This is a genomic window from Microvirga puerhi (assembly GCF_020089865.1).
Classification (GTDB): Bacteria; Pseudomonadota; Alphaproteobacteria; order Rhizobiales; family Beijerinckiaceae; genus Microvirga; species Microvirga puerhi.
Window position 1 is genome coordinate 199,893 of sequence record NZ_JAIRBM010000005.1, and the last position, 14,795, is coordinate 214,687.

18 protein-coding genes are annotated in these 14,795 nt (G+C 61.4%); 13 read left to right on the forward strand and 5 right to left on the reverse strand.

Annotated elements, in window-relative coordinates; translation table 11 throughout:
- Window positions 1-62: 62 nt before the first annotated feature.
- From K9B37_RS08805 to K9B37_RS08815, 3 genes are all read right to left on the reverse strand, one after another.
- Window positions 63-1,151, reverse strand: coding sequence for a TRAP transporter substrate-binding protein (locus K9B37_RS08805; RefSeq protein ID WP_224312710.1), 1,089 nt, complete (start codon window positions 1,149-1,151; stop codon window positions 63-65).
- A gap of 159 nt (window positions 1,152-1,310) precedes the next feature.
- Window positions 1,311-2,768: a sensor histidine kinase gene (locus tag K9B37_RS08810; RefSeq protein ID WP_224312711.1), complete on the reverse strand. Its 1,458-nt coding sequence runs from the start codon at window positions 2,766-2,768 to the stop codon at window positions 1,311-1,313.
- 99 nt (window positions 2,769-2,867) lie between these two features.
- Window positions 2,868-3,017, reverse strand: a complete 150-nt coding sequence (locus K9B37_RS08815) for a hypothetical protein (protein ID WP_224312712.1) — start codon at window positions 3,015-3,017, stop codon at window positions 2,868-2,870.
- Window positions 3,018-3,177: 160 nt separating this feature from the next.
- On the opposite strand from K9B37_RS08815, the gene K9B37_RS08820 reads away from it, so the two are divergent.
- The 4 genes from K9B37_RS08820 to K9B37_RS08835 all read left to right on the forward strand — a co-directional run bounded on the left by K9B37_RS08820 (window position 3,178) and on the right by K9B37_RS08835 (window position 6,998).
- A complete protein-coding gene (locus tag K9B37_RS08820) occupies window positions 3,178-4,215 on the forward strand; it encodes an endonuclease/exonuclease/phosphatase family protein (protein WP_224312713.1) in 1,038 nt (345 codons plus the stop codon).
- Window positions 4,216-4,524: 309 nt separating this feature from the next.
- On the forward strand, window positions 4,525-5,028 hold the full coding sequence (locus K9B37_RS08825) for a DUF1772 domain-containing protein (protein ID WP_224312714.1): 504 nt from the start codon (window positions 4,525-4,527) through the stop codon (window positions 5,026-5,028).
- Between the two features lie 160 nt (window positions 5,029-5,188).
- Entirely contained in the window at window positions 5,189-5,737 is a 549-nt protein-coding gene (locus K9B37_RS08830; protein WP_224312715.1) for a hypothetical protein, read from the forward strand.
- Window positions 5,670-6,998 (forward strand): DNA-packaging protein, encoded by a 1,329-nt coding sequence (locus tag K9B37_RS08835; protein WP_500796457.1) that lies wholly within the window; start codon window positions 5,670-5,672, stop codon window positions 6,996-6,998. The genes K9B37_RS08830 and K9B37_RS08835 overlap by 68 nt, the downstream gene beginning before the upstream one ends.
- A gap of 6 nt (window positions 6,999-7,004) precedes the next feature.
- On the opposite strand, the gene K9B37_RS08840 is transcribed toward K9B37_RS08835, so the two are convergent.
- A complete protein-coding gene (locus K9B37_RS08840) occupies window positions 7,005-7,403 on the reverse strand; it encodes a DoxX family protein (RefSeq protein WP_224312716.1) in 399 nt (132 codons plus the stop codon).
- Between the two features lie 139 nt (window positions 7,404-7,542).
- Here K9B37_RS08840 and K9B37_RS08845 point away from each other — a divergent pair, with 139 nt between their 5' ends.
- From K9B37_RS08845 to K9B37_RS08885, 9 genes are all read left to right on the forward strand, one after another.
- Window positions 7,543-8,709 (forward strand): phage portal protein, encoded by a 1,167-nt coding sequence (locus tag K9B37_RS08845; RefSeq protein WP_224312717.1) that lies wholly within the window; start codon window positions 7,543-7,545, stop codon window positions 8,707-8,709.
- An 80-nt stretch (window positions 8,710-8,789) separates the two neighbouring features.
- The gene (locus K9B37_RS08850) at window positions 8,790-10,124 is read left to right on the forward strand and encodes a right-handed parallel beta-helix repeat-containing protein (protein ID WP_224312718.1); all 1,335 of its coding nucleotides are present in this window, start codon (window positions 8,790-8,792) and stop codon (window positions 10,122-10,124) included.
- A 151-nt stretch (window positions 10,125-10,275) separates the two neighbouring features.
- On the forward strand, window positions 10,276-10,803 hold the full coding sequence (locus tag K9B37_RS08855; RefSeq protein WP_224312719.1) for a DUF1697 domain-containing protein: 528 nt from the start codon (window positions 10,276-10,278) through the stop codon (window positions 10,801-10,803).
- 80 nt (window positions 10,804-10,883) lie between these two features.
- Window positions 10,884-11,288 carry a VOC family protein gene (locus K9B37_RS08860; RefSeq protein ID WP_224312720.1) on the forward strand — a complete coding sequence of 135 codons (405 nt, stop codon included), beginning with the start codon at window positions 10,884-10,886 and terminating at the stop codon, window positions 11,286-11,288.
- Between the two features lie 145 nt (window positions 11,289-11,433).
- Entirely contained in the window at window positions 11,434-11,634 is a 201-nt protein-coding gene (locus tag K9B37_RS08865; RefSeq protein WP_224312721.1) for a hypothetical protein, read from the forward strand.
- Window positions 11,631-11,783 (forward strand): hypothetical protein, encoded by a 153-nt coding sequence (locus K9B37_RS08870; RefSeq protein ID WP_224312722.1) that lies wholly within the window; start codon window positions 11,631-11,633, stop codon window positions 11,781-11,783. The genes K9B37_RS08865 and K9B37_RS08870 overlap by 4 nt, the downstream gene beginning before the upstream one ends.
- A gap of 29 nt (window positions 11,784-11,812) precedes the next feature.
- Entirely contained in the window at window positions 11,813-12,319 is a 507-nt protein-coding gene (locus tag K9B37_RS08875) for an HK97 family phage prohead protease (protein ID WP_369414261.1), read from the forward strand.
- Window positions 12,320-12,424: 105 nt separating this feature from the next.
- Window positions 12,425-12,622 (forward strand): hypothetical protein, encoded by a 198-nt coding sequence (locus K9B37_RS08880; RefSeq protein ID WP_224312724.1) that lies wholly within the window; start codon window positions 12,425-12,427, stop codon window positions 12,620-12,622.
- Window positions 12,623-12,715: 93 nt separating this feature from the next.
- Window positions 12,716-13,951 (forward strand): phage major capsid protein, encoded by a 1,236-nt coding sequence (locus K9B37_RS08885; protein ID WP_439651706.1) that lies wholly within the window; start codon window positions 12,716-12,718, stop codon window positions 13,949-13,951.
- 9 nt (window positions 13,952-13,960) lie between these two features.
- Here K9B37_RS08885 and K9B37_RS08890 read toward each other — a convergent pair whose 3' ends face one another.
- Window positions 13,961-14,761: a S1 family peptidase gene (locus K9B37_RS08890; protein ID WP_224312726.1), complete on the reverse strand. Its 801-nt coding sequence runs from the start codon at window positions 14,759-14,761 to the stop codon at window positions 13,961-13,963.
- Between the last annotated feature and the right edge of the window lie 34 nt (window positions 14,762-14,795).

Consider the following 14,795-nt stretch of genomic DNA (forward strand, 5'->3'; position numbering starts at 1 on the left):
AGAGGACAAATAAAAAAGGGCGGCCCTGCGGCCGCCCTCCAATCACGAGAACGTGAAGCCCGTTACCCGCGGGCACGGGCGCGGATCATGAATGTGTCGTAGGAATACTCGGCCACTTGGAACCAGAGATATTCTTCGTTGCGGAAGGCGCGGATGCTCTCGTAGACCTTCTTGAAGTCCGGGTTCTTCGCGGAGGTCTCTTCGTAAACCTCGTTGGCTGCCTTGTAGGCCGCTTCGAGAATTTCCTGCGAGAACGGACGCAGCTGCGTGCCCGAACCGAGCAGGCGGCGCAGAGCGGCCGGGTTGCGGGCATCGTACTTCGCCAGCATGTCGTTGTTGGCGTAGCCGGCCGCGGCCGTCAGGATCGACTGGTAAGCTTTCGGCAGCTCTTTCCACTTGCCCTGGTTGATGAACAGGTGGATCGCCGGGCCGCCTTCCCAGAAGCCGGGATAGTAGTAGTAGGGCGCGACCTTCGAGAAGCCGAGCTTCTCGTCGTCGTAGGGGCCGACCCACTCGGCGGCATCGATGGTGCCGCGCTCGAGCGCCGGGTAGATGTCGCCGCCGGGGATCTGCTGCGGCACGACGCCGAGCTTCGCCAGCATTGCGCCGGCGATGCCGGCAATGCGCATCTTCAGGCCCTGGAGGTCCTGCGGGGTCTTGATTTCCTTACGGAACCAGCCGCCCATCTGCACGCCCGTGTTGCCAGCCGGCATGCCGTAGATGTTGTGCTTGGCGTAGAACTCGTTGAGGAGGTCATTGCCGGTGCCGTGATAGAGCCAGGCGTTCATCTGGCGGGCATTGAGGCCGAACGGTGCCGCAGTGCCGAGGGCGAAGGTCGGATCCTTGCCGAAATAATAATACGAGCAGGTATGGCCCATCTCGATGGTGCCGGTGCCGACGGCATCGGCGATCTGCGGCTGGCCGACGATTTCACCGGCCGCGAAGGGCTGGATCTGGAACTTGCCGTCCGAGGCCTCGGAGACGAATTTCGAGATCACCTCTGCGCCACCATAGATCGTGTCGAGGGATTTCGGAAATCCGGACTGCAGACGCCACTTGATTTCGGGCATCGACTGGGCAATCGCCGGTGCGGCGACGGCAGTCGAAGCAGCGCCGATCGTAGCGGCCTGCAAAAACTGGCGACGTTTCATAGATCGTTCTCTCCCTGGAATCGTGACTGTGTCACTTGGGGTGGTATTGACAACAAAAGTCCATGCCTCCGCAAGCCGATTCCGAAGCCTATCGACGAATGGTTGAGACGGCGGCAGAGCCGGGATTATGAGTGGACGGCCCCTCTGGGACCCCTGTCGCTATCCTGCCGAGGAAAGTGGCACGTCGATGGCGCAAACGACTCCGGTGGGTTCGAACCCCAGATGAACGGTACCGTTGAGCTCGCGCGACAGCCCGTCCTCGATCAGCCGGGAGCCGAATCCCCTCTGGGACGGTGCGCTCACGACTGGGCCGCCTCTCTCTTCCCAGCGCATGAGGAGCCGCCGTGCATCCCCGCTTCCGCTGACCTCCCAGGTGATGCGAACCGTCCCGCCGGCTTGCTTCAGGGCGCCGTATTTCAGCGCGTTCGTGCACAGCTCGTGGAGCGCCATGGAGAGGCTGAGGGCGATGGTTGGAGTGACCCGCAGGTCGGGGCCTTCACTGGTGATGGCATCGCCGTTGCCGGACATGTTCTGATAGGGAGCGAAGATCTCCGCCACGACATCCGATAGACGCACACCTTCCCAGTTCTCGCGGGTCAGGATGTCATGCCCCCGTGCCAGTGCGAAGAGGCGTGCCTCGAAGGCCTCCCGTGCCTGTAAGAACGCGTCGTCCGAAGATCTGCCGATCCTGGCGAAGCTCTGCGCCGCGAGGGACTGGACCGTCGCGAGGGTGTTCTTCACCCGGTGATTGAGTTCGTTGACGAGAAGGCGCAGATGTTCTTCCGCGCGCTTGTGATCGGTGATGTCGATCTGGATGCCGTCCCACACGTACGAGCCGTTCGGTAACTGACGCGGCGCATCGACGATCCGCTGCCAGCGGATCTCACCCGTCCTTGCGTGGCGGATCTCGAACTCCACGTCGAAGGGTGTGCGGTTGCGGTGCGCCTCGGCTAGCTTCCTTGCAACATGCTCACGATGTTCTGGAAGAATGAGGTCGAAGAGGAAGTGAGGATTTTGCAAGGCATGGGAGGCTGGGACACCGTTCAGACGCTCGCAGCTCGCCGAGATATAGAGGAAGCGTCGGTCTTCGTAGCTGAGGCCGTCGTTCATTTGGTAGACCACGCCCAGCGGCAGATTGTCGGCCAGCGCGCTCAGCTGCGCCTGACTTTCCTTCAGCACCTCTTCTGCACGGCGCTGCGCGCTCCATTCGGCGAGACTGATGCCGATGCCGTCCCGACAGGGAAAGATCTTGAGCGCGAGAGCTGCCTTGGCGCGCGAGGAATCCCCTTCGAACAGGATCGGCTCGCCGGTTGTGAGAACCTTCTCGCAGACCGGGCGGAGCGTCGGGACCGATGCGGGAAAGAGGTCCCAGATGATGCGGCCCATCATCGTGTCGCGGGGAACGCCGTAATAGGTTTCGGCCGCCCGGTTGACGGACGTGAACCGCCAGTGACGATCAAGCGTGTAGAACGGACTCCCGATCTCTTCGAGAATGAGGGCTAGCTGTCGGTCGTGATGCCCTCCGGAGCCTTGTCGGCTTTCGGCTCGTTCGGCTTCGTGAAAGACGATAGGGGAAGATGGTTGGGCGGGCGAGTCGGGAGAAGAGGGAATGTTCATTGACAAGATGATAACGTTGCATCATTTTGAGCAACTAGAACCGCTTCTCCAAATTGCCAGAGGACATGCGTGAAAAAGAAACAGAAGTGTCGGTCTGTTTCAGTTGAAGGCTTCGAAGGCGCAGACCAGGGCGAACATCGCGGTCACCGCTCCGAGCTCCGCAGCGCCTCGCAAGACTGCAACAACGTCACCTGACAAATAGGTGAGAGCGCCAACTACAAGCGCGACTAATCCAGCCCAGGTAAGCATGGGCCTTCTCCCCGATCTTCATTATGGCTACGCCGATAAACTCCTAATAGCAAAACAAGTTCCTAATAGTGAGTCATTTTTTTGTTTGTGCTTTACGCTTCCCATGACGAAGGCCATGCCTATCTCGGAGGAAGCCGCTTGACGCAATCGCGAGTCGGTCATGCGTCCTCTCATTCAAACTACCATTGGCGATTTGCCCGCGCCCGAATCCGATCTGCTCGCCGAGGCGCGCAACGGGCCTCCGACGCCGGAGCGTCATGCGGAGTTTCTTCACGCCATTCCTGCTTTCCATAGGGTCGAGCAGCGCCCGACATCCACGCCGCTCGCCTGGCCCGGATACTTGCGGATCGCTGCGTTCAACGCAGAGCGCCTGAAGCGGCCCGATGCGGCTCGCGCTCTTCTCGATGCATCGCAGGCACATGTGGCGCTGCTCAGCGAGGTCGATCTCGGCATGGCACGCTCGGGCAACGGCCATCCTTTGCGCGAGATAATCGGCGCGACAGGGGAGGGCTATGCCTATGGCGTCGAATTCGTGGAACTCGATCTCGGCGACCCCATCGAGATGCGACGGCATGCTGGCGAACGCAATGCACGCAGTTTCCATGGCAACGCGATCGTCTCTAAACTGGCCTTCGACAATCCGTGCATCATCCCGCTCGAGGAAAGCGGCTTCTGGTTTCCGGGCAAGGAGGGGGCGCAACGGCGGGTCGGTGGACGGATCGCCGTTGCGGTCCGTCTCACGGGTGCGCCGCGTCCGCTCTGGGTCGCAGCCGTCCATCTGGAGAGCAAGACCAATCCGGACGACCGGCGCATGCAGATCCAGCATCTGCTGAATGGGATCGAGGCAATCGATGCCCGCGCCGCCTGGGTGATTGGGGGCGACTTCAACACCAAGAGCTTGCCGCGGGATCGACAGGAGGCCCGCCGGCTGCTGGAGATCCCTGAGCGTGACGAACCCCTGTTCGACGATTTGAGGCGCGCGGGTTTCACCTGGGCCTCCGCCAATCTTCCGCTCCCGACCCAGCGGACCGGTCCGCAGAACAAGCCGCAACCTCCCTTCGGCAAACTCGACTGGATCGTCGTGCGTGGCCTGCAGGCCACCGATCCGCAAATCCTGCCCGCACTCGACGGGGAGGGGCAGCCAATTTCCGATCACGACATGGTCGTTGCGGATCTCTTCTTCGAAGGCCCAGAATAGCAGATCTATGGCGATCGGAAGCAACTGGAATGTAATTCTATTTGACAGCAGGTATTGTGTGGGTTATATAAGCATGTATCGTCCCACATTTGTGATGTTAGCAAGTTAAACGTTCATTTTTTATTTGCGTTGTGTTCTCTGTCTGATCGACGGTGGGCGAAATCTTATCCGCAATTTTTTTCATTTTAGCACAAAGGGCGAACGCCTTCTGTTGGGAATGCGTTGCCTTTTCGCGATCGTCGCAGTGTCTTCTTCATCGGAGCCGTATGGCGGCACCCCCTTCGAGGGCTTTATCATCGGGGGATTCTCATGGTCCAGCCGGCCTTGCGATGTGGAGTTCTTGTGATCGCGGCCCTGAGCCTTGGGGCATCTTTCGCGCATGTCCTCGAGGCGTTGCCTCGACTGACGGTGTGGTCGCCGGAGCTTTGGCGCCAGGCGACGGTGTTCAATGGCCAGTATCAGGTTTTCGGTTGGCTCGGCGGTCCGCTCGACATTGGGGCGATTCTGCTTGCGGGGATTCTTGCGTTCACGCTGCGTCGGGAGCGACCCGCATTCTGGTTCGCTCTGATCGGGGCGCTCCTCTTTGCCGTCAGTCTGACGATGTGGCTGTCGGTGGTCGCGCCCGCCAATGCGATTCTCGCCACATGGCAGCCTGGGCCCTTGCCCGAAGATTTCTTTGTCATCCGCAACCGATGGGAGTTCGGCCACATCGTCATTGCGTCTCTGAAGCTCGTTGGCTTCATCACCTTGGTCCTCTCTGTTCTGCAATGCCCGCAGACCGGTGAGTCTCGCCCGGATGGGCGAATATTCTGAATCGAGGCTTGACAGCGATGCGCTCCTAGTGTACAAAACAAGAACACTGACGAAGTGTGAGCGACATTCAAGCCCCCCAGCCGCTCTCCCGCCAGTATCCTCCACCGCTCCGGCCTCGTGCCCGAGCGGTTTTTTGTTGGCTCATCCAGTTCATTGATTCATGACGACCGAGATTTCCGCTGAGATGAAGCAGCGGGCCTACGATTATTATTCCCGTCACCCCGAGGTGACGATCAAATCCATCGCGCTTTTTCTCGATATCAGCACCGAGACGTTTTACCGCCTGCGCCGGGCCTGGTCCTGGCCGCCTCGTGCAGAACTTCTTGCGCCGGCATCGAACGTTGCGCCCGACGATGAGACGACGGAGTTACGTCCCAAGACATCGGCCGTGCGCCGGTCGAGCCTGCATGAGGCGGCTCTGTCGCTGGCGAATGCCACCCGCTCGCGCATCAAGGCTCTCGTGAAGGAGCAGAAGCGCGACGCCACGCTCGATCACGACAAGACGGCGCGCACGCTTGCGTCCTACGCCAAGACGTTGATCGCCGCGCAGGCGCTTCTTGAACAGGAAAGCGATACGCTCGATGAGACCGGGCCGTTCGACCACGCGCAAGGCCGCAGTATCCACGATCTCCGCGACGAGCTTGCTCGTCACCTTGAACGCCTTGTGGCGGAAGAGGAAGCTTGCGGAGGCGACGGCCTCCTGGCGTGAGGGCGATTTCGAGCGCATTCTCCGCCATTGGCCGCTTCGCTGCCACGCCGCGCAGCGGCCGCCTGGGCTTATGCGCAAGCGCGAGCCCTGGACGACCTGGCTCATGCTCGGCGGGCGAGGTGCGGGCAAGACCCGCGCCGGCGCCGAATGGGTGCGCGGCATTGCCGTGGGCGATCCCGATTTTGCCGAACCGCCGCTCGGCCGCATCGCGCTGATCGGCGAAACCTTCGCCGATGCGCGCCATGTGATGATCGAGGGACCGGCCGGTCTTCTCGCAATCCATGCGCGCTCGGAGCGTCCCTCCTGGTCGCCGTCCCTGCGCCGGCTGGAATGGCCGAACGGCGCGGTCGCGCAGGTGTTTTCGGCGGAAGATCCGGACTCGTTGCGCGGTCCTCAGTTCGAGGCCGCATGGGCGGACGAACTCGCCAAGTGGCGTCATCCCGACGACACCTGGGACATGCTGCAATTCGGTCTCCGTCTCGGTGCGCAGCCGCGCCAGATGGTGACGACCACCCCGCGTCCGATCCCGTTGCTCAAGCGCCTTCTCGCGGATCCGCTGGTGGCGGTGTCGCGGGCAAAGACCGCCGACAATGCCGACAATCTGGCTCCCGCTTTCCTCGATATCGTGGTTGGCCGCTATGCCGGAACGCGGCTCGGGCGGCAGGAGCTCGACGGCGAGATCATCGAGGATCGGCCGGATGCGTTGTGGAGCCGCGAAACGATCGAGCTCTGCCGGACGGACCATGCACCGCCTCTGACGCGCATCGTCGTCGCGGTCGATCCGCCAGCCTCCTCATCCCGTCGCGCGGATGCCTGCGGCATCGTCGCAGCGGGCATCGACGACGGCGGCATCGCCCATGTGCTGGCGGACGAGACCGCAACGGGTCTGAAACCGCCTCAATGGGGCGAGAAGGCTATCGCACTCTATCGTCGCCTCCAGGCCGATGCGCTGGTGGTCGAAACCAACCAGGGAGGCGAGATGGCGCTTCAGGTCATTCGCGAGATCGATCCCGCTGTGCCCGTGAAGAGCGTGCGGGCGACACGGGGAAAATATCTGCGGGCCGAGCCGGTCTCGGTGCTCTATGCGCAAGACCGGGTGCGCCATGTCGGCGCCTTCCCGGAACTCGAGGACGAATTGTGCGACTTCGGTCCGGGTGGCCTAAGTTCGGGTCGCTCTCCGGATCGGATGGATGCCCTCGTCTGGGCGCTCACGGAACTGATGCTCCGCGAGACGCCTCTGCCGCGGGTGCGCATGCTGTGATGTGTCTCAGAACGGTCGATCACGATCGACCGATAGCCTGCCGGCGCCCGATGCCATGAGGATGAGGAAGGCGCCAGCCATGGCGATGTTCTTCATCGCCTGGATCTGGTTTTCAGCTCTCGCCTGATCGGACATGTTCCAGAAGTCGTGGAAGAAGGGGATCGTCACCAGGGCGAAGACCGCCAGGGCGAGGGCAGCCCAGCGAGTCCTGAAGCCGACGACGATCGCAAGGCCCAGTGCCACTTCCACCACGGCCGACACTGGCGCGACGAGCCAGGGCAACGGCAGGCCTTTCGATGCGATGTATGCGGCCGTGTCGCCGAGCGCGTAGAACTTGGTGATGCCGGAGATGACGAATATCGCCGCAAGAAGAATGCGGCCGATCAACAGAAGCGTGTCGCGCATGATACTTGGACCTTCTTTCGAATGACCTTTCGGCGGCCCGGTGCTGGGCATTTATGCTCAGTGCCTTTCTGAATGTGCAGCGTCAATCGGCGTTGCGCAAACACTACTTTGCCCGTTCGCATGCGGGTAGGAGCTTTTCATGTTGACGATGTTGACCCGCTGGCTTCGGGATCCGCCCGAAGCCAAGGCCTCGCGCGCGCCGTCCTCCGTGGCGTTCTATGTGGCCGGACAGGCCGTCTGGACGCCGCGGGACTATGGCGCTCTGGCCCGCGAAGGGTTCCAGAAGAACGCCATCGTGCATCGCGCCGTGAGGCTGGTTTCCGAGGCTGCCGCGTCTCTCCCCCTGGTCCTCAAGACGCGAGGCGGGGAGGCGATTGAGCATCCGCTGCTCGACCTGCTGGCGCAGCCCAATGTCCGCGAGGGCGGGCAGCGCTTTCTGGAAAGCGTCTTCGGGCATCTCCTGGTGTCGGGAAATGCTTATGTGGAGGCGGTGAGCGTCGATGGTCTTCCGCGGGAGCTCCATGCCCTGCGTCCGGACCGCATGCGCGTCGTGCCTGGCACGGATGGATGGCCGGCAGCCTATGAATATGCCGTCGGCACGCAGACGATCCGCTTCGCGCAAGGGGCGGACCCGATCCCGCCGATCCTGCATCTCACGCTGTTCCATCCGGCGGACGATCATTACGGGCTTTCGCCGATGGAGGCGGCCGCGACGGCGCTCGACATCCACAATGCGGCCGGCGCCTGGAACAAGGCGCTGCTCGACAACGCGGCGCGTCCCTCCGGCGCGCTCGTCCTCGGCAACGCCCTTTTGAACGATACGCAGTTCGACCGGCTCAAGCAGGAGCTGGAACTGAACTATCAGGGCGCAGGCAATGCCGGTCGCCCGCTGCTGCTCGAAGGCGGCCTCGACTGGAAGCCCCTGTCGCTGTCGCCGAAGGATATGGATTTCGTCGAAGCAAAGGCCGCGGCGGCGCGCGAAATCGCGCTGGCGTTCGGCGTGCCGCCCCTGCTGCTCGGCCTGCCGGGCGACAACACGCACGCCAATTATGCGGAAGCCAACCGCGCCTTCTACCGCCAGACGGTGATCCCGCTGGCGAAACGCACCGCGCAGGCCATCGCCCAGTGGCTTGCGCCGGCCTTCGGCGAAACGCTCCACCTCGAACCCGATCTCGATGCCATCGAAGCCCTTGCCGACGAGCGCGAAAGCCTCTGGCGCCGCATCACCGCGGCCAGCTTCCTGAGCGATGACGAGAAGCGGGAGGCGGTGGGGTATGGGCGACATGTCAATACACAGAGGAGTTGATGCATCGACGAGGATAAGCAGTCAGGTTTTTTTAAATCACACTTTCATGCCGACAATTGTATTAGCGGGATAAATTAGGAATGTCGTTTTACGTAATTGATATGAATGGTGCAGAGGATGAAGCCACATTCCAGAGCTACGTCAATGCTGCGCCTGAGAATGTCACGGTCCTTGTCAAAACCTGTAATGTCTCACTTGTGAACGGGATCAACTTTAGAAAGCCCGGGCATTTTCTCTTCGAGGCGGGATCTCATTTCACTCTTTCGGATTTTTCATCCGCCAACGATGGACTTTGCGTTCGAAGCTCGTCCGTGACGCTGGAAGCGCAGGGCCCTGTCGCCGTAACCGGGCCGCGCACATCGGCCACTACCCAGGCGCAGACCGCGACGAATAATGGCCTAAGTGCAAAAGACTTAGCGGGAGCGGATCTTTTCGATGTGGCAATCAAGGGGCCATTTAAGATCAAAGGTTGGAACGGCGCCGGTATCCGGCCTACCCGTGTCACCAATCTGCGCGTAGAGGGCGTTGAGGTCGCTGACTGCAGTTATGCAGGGGTTATGCTGAATTCCTGCAAATATGCGTGGATCGAAAGAAACAGGGTGGTGAATATCGGCTTGCCGCAGCCGATCACATATGCGGAGAATGCTTATGGCATCGCGGCATCGAACGACAATCAGCTCCCTGTTTCGGAGAGTGTATGGATTAGGAACAACCAGATCTCAGGCGTCGTCACGTGGCATGGCATCGACACGCATGGCGGTCGAAACGTCGTTATCGAAGGAAACTTGATCGAGGCAGTGCGTGACGGCATCTACATCACACCTCAAAACCGCGCTGACGGCGGTGTTCCGCTTCTTGCGCCTGAAAATGTTAAAATCTTGAACAATTCCTTGGTTGGACGAAGCGCTAATGCATCTGGCTTCGGTATCCTCGTTTCGGGCGATTACACCAACGGCAACTTCGCAAAAGACATCCTTATCGAGGGCAACAAGATCGAAGGCTTTGGCTGGCTCGGCACAAGCGGGCAAGAACAGTCGGCTTCAATCGGCCTGGAGTCCGTCCTTGGATACGTAGTCACCGGAAACGTGATCAAAAACGGACGTTTCCGCGGTATTACGGTGAGCGCTGCAACAGGTGGCTCTCAATCTTTCGGTGTCATCACAAGCAATTTTATCGGTCCGATTGCCCAGATCCAGACGAGTGCGAGCCAAGCGTGCTTGTATCTTTATGGAGCATACAACTCAGTTATTATCGACAACAACACTTTTTATTATGTCAATATGTACTGCATCTATGCAACGAACCAGAGTCCATCTTCGAACTATCAGGTTCGCGTTGGAAGGGCGAATAACTATTCCTATAGCCCCAATAAGTACGCTTCGAGCTATCACATCGATGCCGATGCATCACTTTAGTATGGACCGTACTTCGCGAAGCGGTAAGTGTGGAGAGCTATTTGGCGGCTGTCATTAGGAATTGGACGCTGTAGAACTTGCTCGCTGCTCTTATTCTGCCGATCCCGGAAGCTGTTTCCGGGATCGTATTGCCCATCAACGGGGAGGCTTTATGACCGCTTTTGTCGCCCTTTTGCGCGCCGTCAATGTCGGCGGTACGGGAAAGCTTCCGATGAGCGACCTGAAGGCCCTGTGTGAGGCAGCCGGATTTGCGAACGTCCAGACCTATATTGCCAGCGGCAACGTGGTGTTTTCCAGTCACAAGTCGGAAGCGCAGGTGAGGGCGTTGCTTGAGGCTGCGCTGGAAGTCTATGCGGGGAAGCGGGTCGGCGTTCTCGTGCGGACAGCCGCCGAGTTGGCTGCCGTTCTGGACCGAAACCCATTTTCAGACACTGTTCCGAGCCGGACCGTCGCGATCTTCCTGAATGCCAAGCCACCGTCGACCGCTATTGCGGAGATCACCGGTTGCAACGGAGAAGAGGTTCGGCTTGGGAAGCGCGAGATCTATGTGCATTACGGCGATGGCATGGCCTCGTCCAAGCTGAAGATTCCAGCAGCCCGAGAAGGAACGGCCCGCAACATCAACACGATCACGAAGCTCGCCGAGATGGCGAGTGCATTGGAGGATCAGGAGGTGTGACGGCCGTTCGATCTCAACGGAATGTATTGCCCATTCGCTCGTTTCCCGTGATCATCCAGTGAAAATCGAGGAGACAGATCGTGCCGTCAGCACCGACGACCATCCGCCCGTTTCTGATGTTCGAAGGAACGGCGGCCGCCGCCATGGAGTTCTATCTGTCCCTGTTTCCGGACGGGAAGATCATCAGCGCGACGGTCTATGAACAGGGTGAGGCGGGTCCGGAGGGAACCGTGAAGGTGGCGAGCTTTACCATTGCCGGGCAGACCATCATGTGCAGCGACAGTTTCGTGAAGCACGGCTTCAGCTTCACGCCTTCGCTGTCCCTCTTCGTCGAATGCGCCTCCGAGGAGCAGTTCACGCACCTCGTCGACGCGCTCTCCGAGGGCGGAGGAGTGCTCATGCCGAAAGGCGCCTATGGTTTCAGCCGGCAATTTGCCTGGGTTAATGACCGCTTCGGAGTCTCCTGGCAGCTCAACCTGCCGTAACTCGCGCATACTCCTGCGCCGAAGCGTCGAGAAGCGCCTATAAGCCCCTGCTCCTGAAAGGATTTTTGGCGGGACCATCACATCCTGCCGACGCCTTATCGTCCTGACCGCCCGAGAACGAAGCAACTTCTGTCAGGAACAAAACATGAACATTTTCGACAAGGTCGCCGAGGCCATCATCAGCCGTGGCGATCTCGCGCATCTTGCCCTGTTTGTCTGGGCGAGCGGCGCTTCAACTCTGCTTGCGATGACTCTTCGCGATCTTTTCGCGGCTAACCGCCGCTTCGACGAGTTCGTCCGCGAGCTGTCCCTCTTCAACCGCCGTCAATCGGGAGATCCCTCATGATCCGCTCCATTGCGCGCCCGGCGCGCAAGGCGAAGGTGGTGCGCGCGGCGCAAGGCCGTGCCGCTGCCCACGTGTTCCGCGACTTCGTGCGCCAGCTCGAAAGACTCGACGCCAGGCGTCCGAAGTCGGCGCGACAGGGAGCCCGCTGATGCGTTGCGGCATGCCCATCGTTCAGGAAATGAAGCTGCTGTCCGCACCTCTGCACAATATCGATGCCGAAGGTGTGTTCGAGGGTTATGCGAGCCTGTTCGGCATTGCGGATCTCGGGAAGGACGTGGTCATGCCGGGCGCGTTCGCCGACAGTCTCAAGAAGCGTGGAACGGCGAATATCCGACTGCTCTGGCAGCACGATCCATCTGAGCCGATCGGCCGCTGGCTGTCCATCGTCGAGGATCGCCGCGGCCTGAAGGTGCGCGGCAAACTCAACCTCGCCGTCGAGCGCGCCCGCGAGATCCATGCGCTCCTGGAGGAGCGGGCCGTCGACGGCCTGTCGATCGGTTTCCGCGTCGAGCGCGCAAGGGCCGAGCGACCTACCGGCCTGCGTCGCCTGGAAAAGCTCGACCTGTGGGAGATCTCCATCGTCACCTTCCCCATGCTGCCCGGTGCGCGGGTCGATCGGATCAAACATGCAAAGGAGAATCTTGCGGACCGCATTCGCAATACGACGTCTCGATTATTTTCCTGAACCTTGGCCGCGCGACGGCGTTAGACATGGGCCCGCGGAAGAGCGGAGACTGCGGGTCGCCTGTGACCGGGCGGAGCTTGGATCCGCTCGTTCGGGAGATTCGCCATGAAGATGTTTGCTTTCGCGGCCCTCATTGCCCTCGCTGTCGCCGGCTGCACGACCACGCAGGAGCGGGTCGGCGGCGCCGCAGTCGGTGCGGGTGTCGGGGCGGTCGCAGGGCCGGCAGGTGCCGTCGCCGGCGGCGCCGTGGGCGCTGTCACGGGGCCGACGGTCACGCGTCAGGTCCGGCGCGCAACGCGCTGATCGATCCGTTCCTCGCTACCCTCACAAGCCCGCCCTCCGGCGGGCTTTTTCATTTCTCCAAATCACTGGTTCCATCACGTCAAAAGTTCCATGATGTCCCATATCGAAACCAAATCTGCCTCGGACGACGTCTCTGCCGCGTTCGAGGATTTCGCCCGCGCCTTCGAGGCGTTCAAGGAAACCAACGATGTGCGTCTCGGACAGATCGAGACACGTCTGACGAGCGATGTCGTTACCGACGAGAAGCTCGCCCGCATCGACCACGCCCTCGACGAGACCAAGCGCCGCGTCGACCATCTGACACTGCAACGGGCTCGCCCGCCGCTCGGTGCAAACACGGAGGCCTTCCGCGATCCCGTTCTTGCCGAACACAAGCAGGCCTTCGATGTCTATGTTCGCACCGGAGAGGCGACCGGTCTCAAGCGCCTCGAGGAAAAGGCCCTCTCGGCGGCGAGCGGTCCCGACGGCGGCTACCTCGTGCCGGATGTTGTCGAGCGCGAGGTACTGCGCCGTCTCGCAAGCGTGTCACCGATCCGGGCAATCTCTTCGGTGAAGGTGATTTCCGGAGGCCATTACAAGCGCGCCTTCTCCGCTGCGGGTCCTGCCTCCGGTTGGGTCGGCGAAACGTCGCCGCGGCCCGAGACGGCGGGTCCGGCGCTGTCGGAGATGAGTTTCCCGGCGATGGAGCTTTATGCGATGCCCGCGGCGACCCAGACGCTTCTCGACGATGCCGTGGTCGATATCGACCGCTGGATCGCCGAAGAGGTCGAGGCGGCCTTCGCCGAACAGGAGGGTGCAGCCTTCGTAAAAGGCGATGGCGTCAACAAGCCCAAGGGCTTCCTCGCCTCGGACACGGTGGAGGACGAGATCTGGGAATGGGGCCGTCTCGGCACGGTCCAGACCGGCGGGCCCGATTTCCCGGCTACGAACCCGTCCGACGTGATGGTGGAACTGATCTATGCTCTCAAGGCGGGCTATCGCCAGAACGCGACCTTCGTGATGAACCGCAAGACGCAGAGCGCGATCCGTCGCTTCAAGGACGAGAACGGTCAATATCTGTGGGCGCCGCCGGCGAGCCTTGGCCAGGCCGCTACTCTGATGGGGTTCCCCATCGTGGAAGCGGAGGACATGCCGGATATCGCCGTCAATGCCTGTGCGGTCGCGTTCGGCGATTTCAAGCGCGGCTACCTCGTGGTTGACCGCGCCGGCGTGCGTGTGCTGCGTGATCCTTATTCGGCGAAGCCGTATGTCCTGTTCTACACGACCAAGCGCGTGGGCGGCGGCGTGCAGGATTACGCGGCGATCAAACTTCTGAAGTTTGCCGCCTGATCGGCTCCTTCAGCGTTTTGACCAGGCCGTTCCCAGGCCGTCGAGGCTTCCCATCGCTTGGCGAATCCAGCCCATGTGGTCGGTCAGGGATGTCATGGCCGTTAGGCCGCCACAGGCGCTGGGGCCATTCGTGCGCAGTGCGCCACTCGACCAGCTGATGATGCCCGACAGATGATAACCGACGTGCGACCGGGTCAGTACGGGCCCGCCGGAATCGCCTCGGCACGCTCCGGCACCGGCTGTCTCCGCAAGGCGGCCACGATCGGTGGCAATCACCACGCGGTTGGCGATCTGCACGGTGCCGACCGCCAGCAGCTCGGTCTGGCGCAGGGTTCTGGCCGACTTGTTGGCCTTTTCCGCCAGGACGCCGAATCCGACGATCGTCACCGTGTCACCTTCCCCAACGTTGCCGGCGCGGCTGAGATCGAAGGGAATGAAGTCGGCGCCGAGCGGACGCTCGAGCTTGAGGAGGGCGAGGTCGACACCCGGCTGCGTGCGCGGCGTGGTGCCGGCGACGAAGGTGGGATGAATCGCCGCCGCTGCCACGTTGACCGCCTGCATCTTGAACGAGCGTCCTGCGACGACCACCCTGTAGGCGGCCCGATCCGTCAGGCAATGGGCGGCGGTCAGCACGAGATCCGGGCCTACCACGGCACCGGAGCATAGCTCTCCGCTGTTGTTTTCGACCGCAACCACGGATCGCCGCAGCCCGTTCGGGTCGCGCAGGGGCGTGCCCTGAATGACCGCGTGGGCGGGAAGCATGAATGAGAGAAGGGCGGCGGTTGCGCCGATGAGAGGCTGGAAGCGCATGACGTATCTTCGGGAGTTGGGAGAAGCCTATGCG

Bases quoted from the DNA above. Each gene is read 5' to 3' on its own strand.
- K9B37_RS08820 (WP_224312713.1), top strand. From the start codon at position 3,178: ATGCGTCCTCTCATTCAAACTACCATTGGCGATTTGCCCGCGCCCGAA.
- K9B37_RS08880 (WP_224312724.1), top strand. From the start codon at position 12,425: ATGAAGATGTTTGCTTTCGCGGCCCTCATTGCCCTCGCTGTCGCCGGC.
- K9B37_RS08870 (WP_224312722.1), top strand. From the start codon at position 11,631: ATGATCCGCTCCATTGCGCGCCCGGCGCGCAAGGCGAAGGTGGTGCGC.
- K9B37_RS08850 (WP_224312718.1), top strand. From the start codon at position 8,790: ATGTCGTTTTACGTAATTGATATGAATGGTGCAGAGGATGAAGCCACA.
- K9B37_RS08845 (WP_224312717.1), top strand. From the start codon at position 7,543: ATGTTGACGATGTTGACCCGCTGGCTTCGGGATCCGCCCGAAGCCAAG.
- K9B37_RS08825 (WP_224312714.1), top strand. From the start codon at position 4,525: ATGGTCCAGCCGGCCTTGCGATGTGGAGTTCTTGTGATCGCGGCCCTG.
- K9B37_RS08855 (WP_224312719.1), top strand. From the start codon at position 10,276: ATGACCGCTTTTGTCGCCCTTTTGCGCGCCGTCAATGTCGGCGGTACG.
- K9B37_RS08815 (WP_224312712.1), bottom strand. From the start codon at position 3,017: ATGCTTACCTGGGCTGGATTAGTCGCGCTTGTAGTTGGCGCTCTCACC.
- K9B37_RS08830 (WP_224312715.1), top strand. From the start codon at position 5,189: ATGACGACCGAGATTTCCGCTGAGATGAAGCAGCGGGCCTACGATTAT.
- K9B37_RS08885 (WP_439651706.1), top strand. From the start codon at position 12,716: ATGTCCCATATCGAAACCAAATCTGCCTCGGACGACGTCTCTGCCGCG.
- K9B37_RS08810 (WP_224312711.1), bottom strand. From the start codon at position 2,768: ATGAACATTCCCTCTTCTCCCGACTCGCCCGCCCAACCATCTTCCCCT.
- K9B37_RS08865 (WP_224312721.1), top strand. From the start codon at position 11,434: ATGAACATTTTCGACAAGGTCGCCGAGGCCATCATCAGCCGTGGCGAT.
- K9B37_RS08840 (WP_224312716.1), bottom strand. From the start codon at position 7,403: ATGCGCGACACGCTTCTGTTGATCGGCCGCATTCTTCTTGCGGCGATA.
- K9B37_RS08875 (WP_369414261.1), top strand. From the start codon at position 11,813: ATGAAGCTGCTGTCCGCACCTCTGCACAATATCGATGCCGAAGGTGTG.
- K9B37_RS08890 (WP_224312726.1), bottom strand. From the start codon at position 14,761: ATGCGCTTCCAGCCTCTCATCGGCGCAACCGCCGCCCTTCTCTCATTC.
- K9B37_RS08805 (WP_224312710.1), bottom strand. From the start codon at position 1,151: ATGAAACGTCGCCAGTTTTTGCAGGCCGCTACGATCGGCGCTGCTTCG.